Source organism: Williamsia sp. Y844, assembly GCF_056786475.1.
Genome location: NZ_JBXCJB010000003.1, coordinates 298,909 through 314,404, shown reverse-complemented (window position 1 = coordinate 314,404; position 15,496 = coordinate 298,909). Strand labels below are relative to the sequence as shown.

Annotated in this window: 17 protein-coding genes; 7 read left to right on the top strand and 10 right to left on the bottom strand. The window is 65.0% G+C overall.

All coding sequences use genetic code 11. The annotated features are described in order from the left end of the window. Positions 1-69 precede the first annotated feature (69 nt). A complete protein-coding gene (locus AC1TQG_RS18280; RefSeq protein ID WP_482139266.1) occupies positions 70-1,530 on the bottom strand; it encodes a class I SAM-dependent RNA methyltransferase in 1,461 nt (486 codons plus the stop codon). After that, positions 1,530-3,563, bottom strand: coding sequence for an APC family permease (locus tag AC1TQG_RS18275; protein ID WP_482139265.1), 2,034 nt, complete (start codon positions 3,561-3,563; stop codon positions 1,530-1,532). Before AC1TQG_RS18275 ends, AC1TQG_RS18280 begins: the two co-directional genes overlap by 1 nt. Positions 3,564-3,658: 95 nt before the next feature. On the opposite strand from AC1TQG_RS18275, the gene AC1TQG_RS18270 reads away from it, so the two are divergent. Continuing rightward, positions 3,659-4,330 (top strand): potassium channel family protein, encoded by a 672-nt coding sequence (locus AC1TQG_RS18270; protein ID WP_482139264.1) that lies wholly within the window; start codon positions 3,659-3,661, stop codon positions 4,328-4,330. Positions 4,331-4,362: 32 nt separating this feature from the next. Further along, a complete protein-coding gene (locus AC1TQG_RS18265; protein WP_482139263.1) occupies positions 4,363-5,037 on the top strand; it encodes a potassium channel family protein in 675 nt (224 codons plus the stop codon). Here AC1TQG_RS18265 and AC1TQG_RS18260 read toward each other — a convergent pair. Together AC1TQG_RS18260 and AC1TQG_RS18255 are read right to left on the bottom strand one after the other, a co-directional pair. Then, on the bottom strand, positions 5,009-5,653 hold the full coding sequence (locus AC1TQG_RS18260; protein ID WP_482139894.1) for a DUF3159 domain-containing protein: 645 nt from the start codon (positions 5,651-5,653) through the stop codon (positions 5,009-5,011). The genes AC1TQG_RS18265 and AC1TQG_RS18260 overlap by 29 nt on opposite strands. A gap of 67 nt (positions 5,654-5,720) precedes the next feature. Then, a complete protein-coding gene (locus AC1TQG_RS18255) occupies positions 5,721-6,092 on the bottom strand; it encodes an OB-fold nucleic acid binding domain-containing protein (RefSeq protein ID WP_482139262.1) in 372 nt (123 codons plus the stop codon). A 131-nt stretch (positions 6,093-6,223) separates the two neighbouring features. Between AC1TQG_RS18255 and AC1TQG_RS18250 the strand changes: the two genes are divergently transcribed. Next, on the top strand, positions 6,224-6,943 hold the full coding sequence (locus AC1TQG_RS18250; RefSeq protein WP_482139261.1) for an alpha/beta fold hydrolase: 720 nt from the start codon (positions 6,224-6,226) through the stop codon (positions 6,941-6,943). 21 nt (positions 6,944-6,964) lie between these two features. On the opposite strand, the gene AC1TQG_RS18245 is transcribed toward AC1TQG_RS18250, so the two are convergent. Both AC1TQG_RS18245 and dut read right to left on the bottom strand, forming a co-directional pair. Beyond that, entirely contained in the window at positions 6,965-7,807 is an 843-nt protein-coding gene (locus tag AC1TQG_RS18245; protein ID WP_482139260.1) for a DUF3710 domain-containing protein, read from the bottom strand. A 3-nt stretch (positions 7,808-7,810) separates the two neighbouring features. After that, a complete protein-coding gene (gene dut, locus AC1TQG_RS18240) occupies positions 7,811-8,266 on the bottom strand; it encodes a dUTP diphosphatase (protein ID WP_482139892.1) in 456 nt (151 codons plus the stop codon). Between the two features lie 49 nt (positions 8,267-8,315). Here dut and AC1TQG_RS18235 point away from each other — a divergent pair, with 49 nt between their 5' ends. Beyond that, positions 8,316-8,903, top strand: coding sequence for a DUF3093 domain-containing protein (locus AC1TQG_RS18235; RefSeq protein ID WP_482139259.1), 588 nt, complete (start codon positions 8,316-8,318; stop codon positions 8,901-8,903). 141 nt (positions 8,904-9,044) lie between these two features. Here the strand turns inward: AC1TQG_RS18235 and AC1TQG_RS18230 are convergent, their stop codons facing one another. Further along, positions 9,045-9,344, bottom strand: a complete 300-nt coding sequence (locus AC1TQG_RS18230) for a DUF4193 domain-containing protein (RefSeq protein ID WP_482139258.1) — start codon at positions 9,342-9,344, stop codon at positions 9,045-9,047. A gap of 369 nt (positions 9,345-9,713) precedes the next feature. Here AC1TQG_RS18230 and cei point away from each other — a divergent pair, with 369 nt between their 5' ends. Beyond that, positions 9,714-10,394, top strand: a complete 681-nt coding sequence (cei, locus tag AC1TQG_RS18225) for an envelope integrity protein Cei (protein WP_482139257.1) — start codon at positions 9,714-9,716, stop codon at positions 10,392-10,394. Here the strand turns inward: cei and AC1TQG_RS18220 are convergent. After that, the gene (locus AC1TQG_RS18220) at positions 10,376-11,251 is read right to left on the bottom strand and encodes an inositol monophosphatase family protein (RefSeq protein WP_482139256.1); all 876 of its coding nucleotides are present in this window, start codon (positions 11,249-11,251) and stop codon (positions 10,376-10,378) included. The two genes, cei and AC1TQG_RS18220, sit on opposite strands and share 19 nt — an antisense overlap. A 168-nt stretch (positions 11,252-11,419) precedes the next feature. On the opposite strand from AC1TQG_RS18220, the gene ppgK reads away from it, so the two are divergent. Together ppgK and AC1TQG_RS18210 are read left to right on the top strand one after the other, a co-directional pair. Beyond that, positions 11,420-12,214 (top strand): polyphosphate--glucose phosphotransferase, encoded by a 795-nt coding sequence (gene ppgK, locus AC1TQG_RS18215; RefSeq protein WP_482139255.1) that lies wholly within the window; start codon positions 11,420-11,422, stop codon positions 12,212-12,214. A 141-nt stretch (positions 12,215-12,355) separates the two neighbouring features. After that, entirely contained in the window at positions 12,356-13,735 is a 1,380-nt protein-coding gene (locus AC1TQG_RS18210) for an RNA polymerase sigma factor (protein WP_482139254.1), read from the top strand. Positions 13,736-13,791: 56 nt separating this feature from the next. Here the strand turns inward: AC1TQG_RS18210 and AC1TQG_RS18205 are convergent, their stop codons facing one another. Both AC1TQG_RS18205 and AC1TQG_RS18200 read right to left on the bottom strand, forming a co-directional pair. Continuing rightward, positions 13,792-14,667, bottom strand: coding sequence for an alpha/beta hydrolase (locus AC1TQG_RS18205; RefSeq protein ID WP_482139253.1), 876 nt, complete (start codon positions 14,665-14,667; stop codon positions 13,792-13,794). Positions 14,668-15,139: 472 nt separating this feature from the next. Further along, positions 15,140-15,493 (bottom strand): DUF952 domain-containing protein, encoded by a 354-nt coding sequence (locus AC1TQG_RS18200; RefSeq protein WP_482139252.1) that lies wholly within the window; start codon positions 15,491-15,493, stop codon positions 15,140-15,142. Positions 15,494-15,496: the final 3 nt, after the last annotated feature.

Sequence of the window (15,496 nt, the reverse complement as noted above, 5' to 3'; positions counted from 1 at the left end):
CATCGGGCTGCGACGACTTGTGATCTTCCACTCTACGGATTCTTCGAGACCGCGAGCAGTAGGGATTGGTTACGCGCTCGCCCCAGTTGCGGGGCGCAGCAGCGCCACCGCCTCCATGTGGTGGGTCAGTGGAAACGCGTCGAAACCGAGCAACGTGTCGACCTCGTATCCACCGCGGCGGTAGTCGCTGAGGTCACGGGCGAATGTCGCCGGATCGCAGCCGACCGCGATGACGGCTGCGGGCCCGGCCGCCGTGATCCGTTCGACGACCTCACGGCCGGCACCTGACCGCGGCGGGTCGACGATGACCACGTCGGGCGAGGGCAGGTCGGTCACCGTTGTCAGCACACTGCCCCGATGAACCTTGACTCGATGGTCGTCGGCGAAGGTGAGGTCGGCGGCGGCGGTCGCGCCGCGGTCGGCCTCGACGATGTGAACGCGGGCCGTACCCCAGGACTCGTCGTTCTCATCGAGCACAGCCCCCGCCAGCACCCCGGCCCCGCCGTACAGATCCCACGCCACCACCGAGCGCGGCAACCCGGACGACCTCAGCAGGCTGCGCACGGTGGCGCTGTAACCGGATGCCGCGAGCCGGTGGGCCTGCCAGAATCCGGTCACGGGGAGCTCCCAGGTGCGTCCACCGACGGTTCGACGCACGGTCGGCTCCCCCGCCAGCAACACCTCACGGCGCACGGTCGAACGTTGTGCCCGCTGCTGCTGTGTCCGTCGTCGGCCCGACTGCGGCCGTTTTCCGCGTCCACCGCGGTGCGGTTCGTTCGCGGCGGCGATGTGGACCACGTGGCGGCTACCGTCGTCGCCGACGGTCAGCATCAGTTCGGAACCGGGCTCGAGGTTGCCGAACTCGTCGAGGCCGTCGACCATCCCGACAACGGGCTGCGCGCAATCCAGACGCGGGATGACCGAATGTGATTGGTATCCGCGCACTCCGGGACGCCCCTGTGCATCGATGAAGAGGCGTTCACGCACCCGCCAGTTGGTTTCGGGGGCCTCGGTGGCGTCGGGGTCGAGCGAGACCACCTCGCCGTTCCACTCGATACCTGCCATCCGGCCCAGCAGCTCGGACAGGACCTGCGATTTCAGTTCGCGGGCATACGCACCGGTGGTGTGCGAGAGGTCACAGCAACCCGCACCGGCACCACCGGCATACGCCGGGGCACCCACCTGGCAGACCGCGTCGATGCGGTGCGGTGAGGCCTGCAGGATCTCGCGGATCTCTGCGCGGCAGAAACCCTTGCCACGATCCTCGGTCACCACCACCCGCAGTGTTTCGCCCGGCAATGCGTGGCGGATGAACACCACTCGGCCATCGCGACGGCCGACCCCGATTCCACCGTGACCGAAGCGGTCGACGGTGATCTCGAATTCGGTACCCAGCCAACCTTTGCCGGCTCCTACGGAAGCATGGGCGGGTCGATCGGGGTCTTGATTGGGCTCATCGAGGTCCTGATTGAGCCCATTGACGTCTTTGTTGGGCCCATTGACGTCGTTGTTGGGCACTGAGCCGGTCACTACAAACCTGTTTTCTCTGTTGGTGTCGGACCGGCAGGGGGCGAGCCGACACCGCGACGGGTGTCGCCTGGTGCGATGTAGGTGCGGTCACGCTTTCGCCGATCCGAGGAGCTGAGCTGCCATGGTACCGACGTCACCATCACACCCGGTTCGAACAGCAGGCGGCCCTTGAGCCGCAGCGCGGACTGGTTGTGCAGGATCTGCTCCCACCAGTGACCGACCACATACTCGGGGATGAAGACTGTCACCACGTCCCGCGGCGACTCGCGCCGTAGCCGCCGGACGTACTCGATGACCGGACGGGTCACCTCGCGGTACGGCGAGGCGATCACCTTGAGCGGAACTGTGATGTCACTGTCCTCCCACTGCGCCACCAGCTTTCGGGTGTCCCGCTCGTCCACGTTCACCGTGATGGCCTCGAGGGTGTCCGGACGGGTGGCGCGGGCGAACGCCAGCGCCCGTCGGGTCGGCAGATGCAGCGTCGAGACCAGCACGATCGAATGGGTCCGGCTCGGCAGCACGGCTTCGTAGTCGGAATTGTCGAGCTCGGCCTGCACCGACGCGTAATGCCGGTGGATGAGTTTCATCAGGCCGAAGATCGCGACCATCGCCAGGATCGCAATCCAGGCTCCGGCAAGGAACTTCGTGACGAGCACGATGATCAGCACCGACCCGGTCATCACCAGTCCGATGCTGTTGATGATCCGCGAACGGATCATCCGGGTCCGGGCCCGGGGGTCACCTTCGGTTTTGAGGTGCCGGGTCCAGTGCCGGACCATTCCGATCTGACTGAGGGTGAACGACACGAAGACACCGACGATGTAGAGCTGGATGAGGGCGGTCACCTCGGCACCGAAGGCGACGATGAACGCAATGGCGGCAACGGCCAGGAACAGGATGCCGTTGGAGAAGGCCAACCGATCGCCGCGGGTGTGAAGCTGCCGTGGGAGGTAACGATCCTGCGCGAGCACCGATCCGAGTACCGGGAACCCGTTGAATGCGGTGTTCGCGGCCAGCACCAGGATCAGTGCGGTGACCACGGTCACGAAGTAGAAACCGGGGCTGAATCCGCCGAACACCGCATGTGCCAGTTGCGCGATGAGTGATTTCTGCTCGTAGTCTGCCGGTGCGCCGATCAGATCCTTGGCCGGATCGGAGACGTACTTCACACCGATTTCCTTGGCCAGCAGGATGATCCCCATCAGCAGGACGATCGAGATGGTTCCCAACAGCAGCAGCGTGGTGGCCGCGTTGCGCGACTTGGGCTTCTGGAAGGCCGGCACGCCGTTGGAGATGGCCTCCACCCCGGTCAGCGCGGCACAACCGGACGAAAAGGCGCGTGCGACAAGGAAGACAAATGCGATTCCGACGAGGTGGTTCTCTTCGGCGACGATCTCGTAGCCCGCAGTTTCGGACTCGATGTTGTCCCCGAACACGAATACGCGCAGGAACCCCCAGAACAGCATCACCACCATGCCGACGATGAAGGCATAGGTGGGAATCGAGAACGCGGTACCCGATTCTCGCAGCCCGCGCAGGTTGATCGACGTCAACAGGACGATCGCGACCACGCAGAACCAGACCTTGTGTTCCTGCACGAAAGGTACCGCCGAGCCGACGTTCTCCGCGGCCGAGGCGATCGAGACCGCAACGGTCAGCACATAATCGACAAGCAATGCGCTACCGACGGTCAGGCCCGCAGTGGGTCCGAGATTGGTGGTGGCCACCTCATAGTCGCCACCGCCCGACGGATAGGCGTGCACGTTCTGCCGATAACTCGCGACGACCACCGCCATCACCAGCGCGACCGCCAGTCCGATCCACGGGGTGTAGGTGTACGCCGACAGCCCGGCAACCGAGAGCACAAGGAAGATCTCTTGCGGCGCATAGGCAACCGACGACATCGCGTCCGACGCGAACACCGGCAACGCGATCCGCTTGGGAAGCAGCGTATGACCGAGCGTGTCGCTGCGGAATGGACGCCCGAGCAACAACCGTTTCGTCGCCGTTGAGGCCTTGGACACCGTGGACACCAGGCAACAATAGGGCCTGCGGTGACGTAAGGCCACGCCGGTCGCGGTACCGTTCCGGAGAGCATCTGCTCGGGTGAGATCAGCGAGGAGTCAGCATGCGTGTTGTGGTGATGGGATGCGGTCGCGTCGGGGCGTCCCTTGCCGGCCAGTTGCAGGATGCCGGGCACGCGGTCGCGATCATCGATCGAGATCAGACGGCATTTCGCCGTCTGCCCGATGGATTCACGGGCACCACCGTCAAGGGTGTCGGTTTTGATCAGGAAGTACTTCGACGAGCCGGTATCGAAGGTGCGGATGCGTTCGCAGCCGTCTCGTCGGGAGACAACTCCAACATCATCGCCGCGCGCGTCGCGCGCGAAACATTCAGCGTGCCCAAGGTGGTCGCCCGGATTTACGACGCCAAACGCGCGGCCGTCTACGAACGTCTCGGTATCCCGACCGTGGCCACCGTGCCCTGGACCACGGATCGGTTCATGTCGGCACTCGGCGGGGCCGCCGACACCGGCGACGTCGCCTGGACCGAACCTTCCGGCCAGGTCGCGCTCGTCCAACTGAACATCCACGAGTCCTGGGTGGGTACCTCGTTCACGCTGTTCCAGGAGCAGACGGGTTCGCGGATCAGCTTCGTCAACCGACTCGGCAAGCCGCTGTTGCCCGGTCCCAAATCCGTTCTGCAACAGAATGATCAGGTCTTCGTTGCAGCGTTGATCGACAATCTCGACAAAGTTCGTGCTGTGGCGGGCACCCTCGCCCCAGAAACCGACTGACCCGAAGCCCCCCGCAGACCGAAGGAAGAAACATGAAGGTCGCGATAGCAGGCGCAGGCGCTGTCGGGCGATCGATCGCCCGTGAGCTGCTCGCCAACTCGCACGAGGTGCTCCTCCTCGAACGCAATCCCGATCACATCGACGAAGAAGCCGTGCTCGGAGCCCGCTGGGTCGGCGGTGATGCCTGCGAACTCGACAACCTCGAACGGGTCGAGCTCCACAAGTTCGACGTCGTCATCGCCGCCACGGGTGACGACAAGGCGAATCTGGTGGTGAGCCTGCTCGCCAAAACCGAGTTCGCGGTCCAGCGGGTGGTCGCCCGGGTGAACGACCCCCGGAACGAGTGGCTGTTCGACGAGGACTGGGGTGTCGATGTGGCGGTGTCCACCCCGCGAATGCTCGCCTCGCTTGTCGAAGAGGCGGTCTCGGTGGGCGATCTCGTCCGGCTGATGACCTTCCGGCGGGGTCAGGCCAATCTGGTGGAGATGACCCTGCCCGACAACACTTCACTGGCAGGCAAGCCGGTCCGGAAACTCAACCTGCCGCGCGATGCCGCACTCGTCACCATCCTGCGCGGTGGCAGGGTGATCGTTCCGCAACCCGACGACGCCGTCGAAGGCGGCGACGAACTGGTCTTCATCGTGCCGGCAGAAGCAGAGGGTGAACTCCGGGCCGCCATCATCGAGCCGGCGGCGCCTGCTCGCTAGTCTCGCCCGGGCCCTCGGCTTCCGGCAGTGCCGCTGCCTCGTCTTCTTCGTCGTCTTCGTTCTTCTGGGCCCAGCGAACCAGGAGCACCGTGGCAAGGGCGGCGGCAGCGGTCAGGGGCCAGCCCATCGCGATGCGCGCCACGGCCAGGCCGCCGGTCTGGTCATTGTCGTAGAGAAATGACTGCACCAGGTAGCGGACACCGAACAGTGCCGCCCACACCGCCGTGGCGATGTCGTAGGCCAGCAGGGTCCGACGATGGCTGCGCCAATGAGTTCCGTTGCCGTTCACGCCGTTCCAGATGACCCCGACCAGGGGCCACCGGAACAGGATCGACACCGCAAACACCCCGGCATACAGCAGTGTGGTCCAGATGCCGAAGAGGAAGAAGCCCTTGGCGTCGCCGGTTCGGTGGGCGATGAACGCGCACACCGCAACTCCGATGACACCGGAGATGGCCGGTTGGATGGGCTCGCGCCGGACCAGCCGGAGTACGAAGATCGCGAAAGCGACGGCAAGTGCCGCGTAGATCGCGACTGTCAGACCCCACAGCGAGTTGGCCGGGACGAACGCCACGATCGGCAATGACGAATAGATGAGTCCGGAGACCCCACCCATCTGTTCGAGAACGGTCTGGGCAGGCGGTTCGTCGACCTCTGCCGAAACTTCCCGATGCCCGCCGGGCTCAGCTTTCACCGAGCAACTCGTAATCGGGGTTGAACATGACCTTGCGGCCGTCGTGCTCGCCCATCCGGCCCCGGACGATCATCTTGCGTCCCGGCTCGATACCCGGGATGCGATTGCGTCCGATGAACTTGAGCGTGACCACGTCGGTGCCGTCGAAGAACTCTGCGGCGACACCTGATTTCACCGTCTTGGCGCAGGTCTGCACGGATCGTAGTTCGCCCTGCATGGTGACTTCGTCACCGGCTGAACAATCACAGGCGCGCTGGGCACCGTTCTGCTGGGACTGCTCGGAGATCTTCTCGGCGTCGAGCTGCTCGAGGTCTTCGGTAAGTCTGCGCGTGAGGCGTTTGAGATATCCGCCTGCGGTCATGGCGCTACGCACCCTTTCGCCAATTCAATCGTGCCGCCACATCACCAGATGTACGTGGTCGGCGGGCTGTTGCTCTCGCCAGGGTAGACCCCGGCAGTGCCGAGTTCCACTCGCCGCGGCAAGATCATCACATGCCGCTCACGCCTGTGTCGCAGACCACCGCCGCAAACCGGGATCTGGTGATCGTGGCCCTGCCCGGAACAGGTTCTGACGGCGATTTCGCCGGTCGCGCGTTTGCCGACGCGACCATCCCGGTGATTGCCGTCGACCCGACAACCAACGGTCTGATCAATAGCTATGAGCAGGCACTCGACCAGGCCGCAGCGGCAGGCCACCGGGTCCTCGCCGCCGGCGTGTCCATCGGCGCCTGTGTGGCGGTCCGGTGGGCGCTGCAGAACCCGACCCTGTGCGCAGGCGTACTGGCTGCGCTGCCCCCGTGGCTCGGAGATCCGGCGACTGCGCCGGCCGCACACAGCGCACTGTTGACGCGTGACCAGCTCGCCCGAACCGGTCTCGACGCCACCATCGAAGCGATGACGGCGGGCACACCCGGCTGGCTGGCCACCGAACTGGCGCGGTCGTGGCGGGCCACCGCGCCGGTCCTGGATGCGATGCTCGGCGAGGCCGCCGGCTACCACGCTCCGATCGCTGCAGAAATCGCCGAACTGTCTGTGCCGCTGTCGATCACCGCGACCATCGACGACCCGGTCCACCCGTTCGAGGTGGCACAGGCTTGGTGCGACGTGGCCCCGCGATCGCTCCTGCAGACGATCACCCTCGACGAACTGGGCGCAGATCCCGCCGTGCTGGGCAGGCAATGCCTCGCCGGCTGGCGCCAACTGACCGCTTGACGCTTTCAGACCTTCGGACCTTCAGCGCTTCGGGCGATTACCCAACTGCTGCATCGCCGAACCTCGCGAACCGGTTCCCGGCGGCGGGGTCTCGGCCGCTTTCTCTTCCGGCTCTGCTGCAGCCGGCTGCGGCTGGCCCTGTATCCGCACCGTCGCCTGCGCGGACTGGGCCTGCGCATTGTCTGCCGCAGGCGCGGGCGCCGCGTTCGCGTCCATCGTCCCGGAGGTCACCATCTCCTGTTGCGCGGCGGCCACCTGCTCGGCGAGTACCGGCGGCAGGACGATCGGCAACGGGGTACGCGGCGGGTGCGGGTCGTCGCCGCGCCGGACCACGGTCTCGCTGACCACCGCGCGAGCCACCTTCGCCAGGCTCTCGGCGCCCGCGGTCGGCGCGCTCGCCACACAACGGATCATCCAGCGCGGGCCGTCGACACCGATGAAACGATGTACTCCACCGGAAACGGTCGCCACCACCTCGCGACCCCAGAAGCCGGTTTCGATGGCCGTCTCCGCGCCCTCCGCCTTGAGGGATTCGGTGAGTTCGCTCACCACATCGCGCCACTGTCCACTCGTCTTGGGGGCAGCGAATGCGGCAACGGTGATCCGCCCGTGAGGTGTCACCAGGAACACCGACTGCGGCTGATGGTCGACCGACATCTCGACGGTCACCTGCCCGCCCTCGACCACCGGAACGAGGACCGAACCGAGATCGAGATGTGAGTTGTCGAATGTCGAGCCGGAGGCCAGATCATCGATGTCGTACGGACCCTGACCACTGCCGATCTGCTTGGGCCCGGTGCTCGTGTCGGGTTCCTCGGTGGGGTGTCCCCGCCTGATACCCCGAGTTCGTTTTTCGCGTGCCATTTCTCAGCTGCTTTCCGACGCGTTCGCGTCCAACCTCGCGTGACCGCCACTCGAACCGTAACCGCCTGCGCCGCGGCTCGTTTCGTCCAGTTCGTCGACTTCGACGAAGTCGACGAGTTCGACCCGCTGAACCAGTAGCTGCGCAATGCGGTCACCTCGCGCGATGACAATCGGTTCGTGTGGGTCCAGATTGATCAGGCAGACCTTGATCTCGCCGCGGTATCCCGCATCGACGGTGCCCGGCGTGTTGACGATCGACAGACCGGCGCGCGCGGCGAGTCCCGATCGCGGATGGATCAGGCCCACCGTTCCGATGGGCAGAGCGATGGAGATCCCGGTCGGCACGAGTGCCCGCTGCCCGGGCGCGAGTTCGATATCGATCGCGCTCGACAGGTCGACGCCGGCATCCCCGGGGTGTGCCCGCCGGGGTAGTTCGATGCCCGGATCAAGTCGCCTGATGGCGACCTGTCCGGATGGCTGGACGGCGAGGAATGGTGCGTCGGCAGGGGTGCTGCCAGGATCGGTTGCCACACGGGAAGACTACGCTGGCGCCGTGCCTCCATTCCCATCACCCGACACAGCCGGAGACCCTTTCCAGACCCATGACAACGGCAGCGACGACAGCCGGGCGATCCTTCACGACGAACGCCTGCACGTACCGCTGTGGTGGTGGCTGGTCGCGGCAATCGTCATCGGCCTACTCGGCTACGAGATCCAGCTCGCCCTGCATGACAGCACCTTCAGCCCGATCGCCTACGTCATACTCGCGCCGCTGGCCGCCTGGCTGCTCTGGTCGATGGGCCGCACCCGCATCCGGGTCACCGACGGCGAATTGTGGGCAGGCAATGCCCATCTGCCGATCGACCTGATCGACCGGGCCGCGGTCATCCCGGCCAGCGCGAAGAGCGCGGCCCTCGGCCGCCAGCTCGACCCGGCCGCATTCCTCGCCCACAAGTTCTGGGTCAAGACCATGGTGCTGCTGGTTCTCGACGATCCCGACGACCCGACGCCCTACTGGCTCGTCAGCACCCGCCACCCGGCCGAGCTGGTCACCGCACTCGGGATGACCGACGCGGCGTCTGAATCATCCGACTGACCCGGGTCCCGGGCGGTCGCACGTTTCGGACCCGAACTCGTCGCTGCCCCAAAACACAACCGCGTCGGTGGTGTCCCCAGGCCACTTGCCTGGGTGACACCACCGACGCGGTGTTGTTGTCTATCAGTCTGCTGCAGGTGATTACGCGCAGTCGACGCAAATGCGCGAGTTGCCGTTCTCCGTTGCCAGCCGACTTCGGTGGTACACAAGGAAGCAGCTGGTGCAGGTGAACTCGTCAGCCTGCTTCGGGATCACCCGAACAGAGAGTTCCTCGCCGGACAGGTCAGCGCCCGGGAGCTCAAAGGACTCGGCGATATCGCCTTCGTCCACATCGACCGAGGCCGCCTGCGCTTCACTCCGACGTGCCTTCAGTTCCTCGAGTGAGTCCTCGGAGACCTCGTCGGATTCAGTGCGCCGGGGCGCATCGTAATCAGTTGCCATATTTCCGCCTTAGGTAGAAGCACCTGCGACCCGAGGTACCCGATGTGAGCAGGTCCCGCGTGTCCCAACAAGCCGCGCACGTTCCTCGTCTGCAAAGTCCGCGACAGTGCCCTTTGATCAACAACTCCTACGAAGGGATTCGTTGCTCATGAGGGCAAGTATATTGTGATGTTCGCCACAGTTTATTGAATGCCCGAGTTTCGGGTTATCCAAGCTGAGGCGGCTGAATCCTAGCCCAGCCGCTCCATGGAGTCAACAACACTCCCACGGTGAAAACATTCCCGGTCGGTCGCTGCCGAACGCGGGGGTCGCGACCGTTTAGAGTTTGACTCGCTCGTCCACATCTGAAGCGGAAGGCACCAGCAGCCCATGGTTTCGCAGATCACCTATGGCTATCCCACCGACGACCACGGTCGCCCGTTCCGTCGGCGGCGCTACCTGCCCGCGATCATCGTCGCCGTGGTGTTGGCACTGATCACAGCGATCGTATGGATCGGTGCGCTGTCATCGAGCGGTACCGAGGCCGCGCCGGTCGACTGCCCGCAGCCTTCCGCACCGTCAGCAACACCCGGATCACCGGCGCCGGTGGTCGGCACACCTGCCGATCGTGAAGAGATGCTCCGAGTCTCCCCCGCGGCACTGTCCGGATTCCAGATCAGAGTGCTCAACGCCACTGACGAGCAGGGCAAGGCGCAGACCGTCCTCGATGATCTGACCTCCCTGGGATTCCAGGGAACCCCCGAGGGCGCCTATGGCGACGACCCGCTCTATCCGGACCGCAATCTGGACTGCTTCGGGCAGATCCGCTTCGGGGACGCGGGCAAAGCCGCCGCCGCCGCATTGTGGATCGCCGCGCCCTGCACCCAGTTGATCAACGACGGGCGCCCCGACACGGTCGTCGACCTGTCCATCGGCGAGTCCTTCAGCGACAACGGGCAGAGCCAGGATGCACTGGCCGTCCTCGACACCCTGCGCAGCGCGAACCCACAAGACCCCAACACCGGATCCGACCCGGCCTTGGTCTCAGCGGTTCACGAAGCGTCCTGCTGAACCGGGATCGGCTCCAACGCGCCGATCTCGGCCAGCAACGCCCGCAGGTCGTCGGCGATGCCCGGCGCCATCGCCAGCGTCACGTCCCCGGCGCTGCCGCGTGATGTCGCGGCGGGTATCCGGACGATCGCACCCGCCTCTTCGGCGATCAGGGATCCGGCCGCCCAGTCCCAGGGGCTCAGACCGTGTTCGTAGTGCGCGTCGACGGCCCCACTGGCCACCATGCACAGGTCCAGAGCCGCCGAACCGATCCGCCGCAGATCCCGGACCTGTGGCAACAGTCGTGCGATCAAGGCGCCCTGCACTTCGCGGCGCGAGGCTGCGTAACCGAATCCGGTCGCCACCAGCGCCAGGCCCACCTCGTCGACAGCGTTGCAGCGCAATCGCACCGGTCCCGATCCGTCGTCCGAAAAGGCACCGCCGCCGCGGGTTGCCGAATACGTCACACCGCGGGCGACGTCGACAACCGCACCCGCGACGGTCCGACCGTCCACCTGCGCACCGATCGACACCGAGTAGGCCGGGATGCCGTAGAGAAAGTTCACGGTCCCGTCGATCGGATCGACCACCCAGCGCACCCCGGCCGGGACCGTCACCGATCCGCCTTCTTCTTCACCGAGAATCGAATCGCCGGGACGCCTGGCGGCCAGCACGTCCCGGATCAACGACTCCGATTCCGTATCGACGATCGTCACCGGATCCGTATCAGTACTCTTGGTCGACACCGACTGCGGCGCAGATGGATTCACGACGCCGTGCCCGAAGACCTCCGGTCGCCTGGCTCGGACGTGTCGCGCGGCCTCTTCGGCCACCGCAATGGCGACAGCGGTCAGTTCATGTGGATCGAGTTGGGGCACACCTACATGTGAGCACACCGAGCTCCATCACCGCCGGACCGGCCCGATCGCACCAGGTGCGGAGAGTTCGCGTGACAACACGCAGAACCCGGCCCGGCTGACTAGCCTGAACAACGGCGGCGCAGGGCGCACCCCTATCCGCAACAGTCGAGCGAAGGAGCCACAACCGTGTCCAGTGAATCCGCAGACGGCAATCCCACCCGATCAGCCAACCCGAGCCAGGCCGTCGGGATCGACGTCGGCGGTTCGGGGATCAAGGGCGGCATCGTCGACCTCGAGTCCGGTGAGCTCATCGGCGAACGGTTCAAGGTCCTCACTCCCCATCCGGCCACACCGCAGGCCGTCGCCGGCGGGATCCGTGAGGTTGTCGACCATTTCGAATGGACAGGTCCGGTCGGGGTGACCCTCCCCGCTGTGGTGACAGGCGGGATCGCGCGGACGGCGGCCAACATCGACAAGTCCTGGATCGGTACGGACGTCTATGAACTCCTCACCGCCGAGCTCGGCGACCGCTCGCTGTCGGTCCTCAACGACGCCGACGCCGCCGGGATGGCCGAGGAACACTACGGCGCAGGCAAGGACTACAACGGCGTGGTCATGTTGCTGACATTCGGCACCGGCATCGGTTCGGCGATCATGTACAACGGTGTGCTCATACCCAACACCGAGCTCGGTCACATGCAGGTCGGTAAGAAGGAAGCCGAACACCAGGCGTCCTCCAAGGTCAAAGAAGACAACGACCTCTCGTACCACCACTGGGCCAAAGAAGTCTCCAAGGTGCTGAGTGCCTACGAGGCGCTGTTTTGGCCCGAGGTGTTCATCGCAGGCGGCGGGATCAGCCGCAAAGCCCATAAATGGATTCCACTTCTGACCAACCGAACACCGGTTGTACCGGCGACTTTGCAGAATACGGCCGGCATTGTCGGCGCCGCGATGGCGGTGGCTGCGGGGTTGCGGCCCTGAGTGCCGTTACAATGGCACACAGGCTGGCTTCGAGCCGGTTCCCCCAAGCCCCAGCTTCGCCGAGTTCACTCGGCCTGACACTGCCGCCGCGACGCACCTCCCCGCGGCACAGTGTCGTGTAGATAGCCCGAAAGGTAGTACGTGGCAGCCACGAAGACCCGCCAAACTGAACCAGATGCCGAGCAGTCGGAATCGGAATCAGAGTCGGTGACCGCGCCGCGGGCACGCAAGGCGCCCGCAAAGAAAGCAGCCGCCAAAAAGGCCCCGGCCAAGAAGGCCGCCAAAAAGGCGCCTGCGAAGAAGGCCGGCGCCAAGCGTGGTCCCAAGGACGGCGATGTCGACGGCATCGACGTCGAGAATGAAGCCTCGATCGACGACATCGATGTGAACGAGGACGAACTCGAAGACGTCACCGTCGATGATGACGATGACGACGAGACCACCCCCGCGGTCGCCGTCGCAGCTCCCGGCAAGGCTGCCGCAAAGACCAAGAAGGCCGAAGACGAACCGTCGGAGTCCGACAAGGCGTCCGGCGACTTCGTCTGGGACGAGGACGAGTCCGAGGCACTGCGCCAGGCCCGCAAGGATGCCGAGCTCACCGCCTCTGCCGACTCGGTCCGCGCGTACCTGAAGCAGATCGGCAAGGTCGCACTGCTCAACGCCGAGGAAGAGGTCGAGCTCGCCAAGCGCATCGAGGCCGGACTCTTCGCCACCGAGCGGATGCGTCGACTCGCCGAGGCAGGCGAGAAGCTCACCGTCGCGCAGCGTCGCGACCTGTCGTGGGTCTCCCGCGACGGCGGCCGGGCCAAGAACCATCTGCTCGAGGCGAACCTTCGACTCGTGGTCTCGCTGGCGAAGCGCTACACCGGCCGCGGCATGGCCTTCCTCGACCTCATCCAGGAAGGCAACCTCGGTCTGATCCGTGCGGTCGAGAAGTTCGACTACACCAAGGGCTACAAGTTCTCGACCTACGCCACCTGGTGGATTCGTCAGGCGATCACCCGCGCGATGGCCGATCAGGCCCGCACCATCCGTATTCCGGTGCACATGGTCGAGGTCATCAACAAGCTCGGTCGTATCCAGCGTGAGCTGCTCCAGGATCTGGGCCGTGAGCCCACTCCGGAAGAGCTGGCGAAGGAAATGGACATCACGCCGGAGAAGGTGCTGGAAATCCAGCAGTACGCGCGTGAGCCGATCTCGCTCGACCAGACCATCGGTGACGAAGGCGACAGCCAGCTCGGTGACTTCATCGAGGATTCCGAAGCAGTCGTGGCCGTTGACGCCGTCTCGTTCACACTTCTCCAGGATCAACTGCAGTCAGTCCTCGAGACGCTGTCCGAGCGTGAGGCCGGCGTTGTCCGGTTGCGCTTCGGACTCACCGACGGACAGCCGCGCACCCTCGACGAGATCGGTCAGGTCTACGGCGTGACCCGCGAGCGGATCCGGCAGATCGAATCGAAGACGATGTCGAAGCTTCGGCACCCGTCGCGCTCGCAGGTCCTGCGCGACTACCTCGACTAGTCACACCCGCAGCAACCGAACAATTGGCCGGACCCCCCTGGGGGCCCGGCCATTTGTCATTCGCCCTGTTCGACAACTTCGGCAAGCCAATCAAGGATCTCGCCGCGCACCTGCGCCCGATTGGTTTCGTTGAGAACCTCGTGTCGAGCGCCTGCGAAGACCCGGACGCTGACGTCCTCCAGGCCGCCGTTGCGATAGTGCGCCGCAAGTAGATCCACCAGCGCTCCCCCACCGTTCACCGGATCTTTGTCGCCCACCGCGATGAGGATCGGCAGATCCGGCCGGATCGCAGCCACCGCGGATCGTTCCGCGATCCGCCGGGCACCGGCGAACATCGCCCGGGCGGAGGCGACGTCGATGCCGAACCCGCACAGGGGGTCGGCGATGTAGTCGTCGACGACGGTGTCGTCGCGGGAGAGCCAGTCGTAGTCCGTTCTGGCGGGGGCGAACGGCGCGTTGAACAGTTTCAGGTCGAGTTCGGCGTCGAGGTCGAGTGCGGGCTCGAGGCCGTCGAGCGCCGCGGTCCCGGTCAGGACCACAGCGTCGATCTGGTTGCTGTCGTCTAGTAGATATTGCTGCATCGCAAACGAACCCATGCTGTGCGCGATCACGACCAACGGCAGATCGGGCTGCTCGGTGTGGACCATCGAGACCACCCGCCCGATGTCCGCGACCAGTTGTTGCCAACCGTCCGGACCGAGGTCGCCGAGGTCGCGGTCAGGCAGTTTGGATCGTCCGTGGCCGCGATGGTCGTAGCCGTACACGACGTATCCGTCGTCCGCCAAGGCCTCAGCGGTCTCGGAATATCGCCGGATGTGTTCACCCATGCCGTGGATCAGGAGCACCGCCGCCACCGGTTCATCGGTGGGATCCCACCGAATACCCGAAATCGTTGCGCCGCGACTCGAATCGACCGTGAACTCGGAAGGCATGTATTCCTTTCAGCTGCGATATGCCGGCAACATCTGCCGGGATATCCGATGATTGCATCTGGTTTCGTATTCTGAGCTATCAATCGGAGTACACCGGCGCTTTCCATCACGCCCGACTGCGCGTGTCGTGTTCCGACCGCCGGATGTTCGGCGTACTTCGGCCATGTCTGACCGTCCTCGATGCAGAGTTGCACACCAGTGACGGGTCCATCTGTGCGGTGTCGATCTGGCGCTGCGCTCGGGCCACGGTCAGCTCTTGCGCCTGATGTCCAACACAGACACCGTCGTGGTCTCGATTCTTGTTGATGCGCAACACGAATCCGTCTCCGATACTGCCAGAGCTTGCTCATTGCTCGGGACATCGCACGACACAGGTCTTCGCACCGAGCTGCTGCTACAACGACTGTGATTGCGAGATGGTTGTGATTGCTGCGACTTCTGGTCGGCGTCGCGCAGGAACGGTGTCGCGAAACTAGTGCAGCTGCGGGTAACGCCCGGACCCGTCGACGTCATAGCGCTCCACCGCGGTCACTGCACCAGCCGGCAGAGCGCCGTACAGGTGAGGGAACTGCAACCCCGACGGGTCGGGTGGATCGCCGTCCTCCCACACGATTTCGGCGCCGACCCGAAGCGGATCGATGGTCAGCAACACCAGATCGGAGTGATCCAGATACAGGAGATTCGCGGGGATGTGAACCTGCCGACGTTCAGACAAGTGCACAAAACCCTGTTCAGCCAAGGACGCGGGTTCGATCGATCCCGTCGTCCTGGCCTCTAGCCAGTCGGAGATCGAACAGAGATGGACCAGGCTCGTTCCTGCGCTCACCCC

Coding starts and splice junctions, on each gene's coding strand:
- AC1TQG_RS18270 (WP_482139264.1), top strand. CDS start 3,659: ATGCGTGTTGTGGTGATGGGATGCGGTCGCGTCGGGGCGTCCCTTGCC.
- AC1TQG_RS18265 (WP_482139263.1), top strand. CDS start 4,363: ATGAAGGTCGCGATAGCAGGCGCAGGCGCTGTCGGGCGATCGATCGCC.
- AC1TQG_RS18260 (WP_482139894.1), bottom strand. CDS start 5,653: ATGGGTGGGGTCTCCGGACTCATCTATTCGTCATTGCCGATCGTGGCG.
- AC1TQG_RS18255 (WP_482139262.1), bottom strand. CDS start 6,092: ATGACCGCAGGCGGATATCTCAAACGCCTCACGCGCAGACTTACCGAA.
- AC1TQG_RS18250 (WP_482139261.1), top strand. CDS start 6,224: ATGCCGCTCACGCCTGTGTCGCAGACCACCGCCGCAAACCGGGATCTG.
- AC1TQG_RS18245 (WP_482139260.1), bottom strand. CDS start 7,807: ATGGCACGCGAAAAACGAACTCGGGGTATCAGGCGGGGACACCCCACC.
- AC1TQG_RS18230 (WP_482139258.1), bottom strand. CDS start 9,344: ATGGCAACTGATTACGATGCGCCCCGGCGCACTGAATCCGACGAGGTC.
- cei (WP_482139257.1), top strand. CDS start 9,714: ATGGTTTCGCAGATCACCTATGGCTATCCCACCGACGACCACGGTCGC.
- AC1TQG_RS18205 (WP_482139253.1), bottom strand. CDS start 14,667: ATGCCTTCCGAGTTCACGGTCGATTCGAGTCGCGGCGCAACGATTTCG.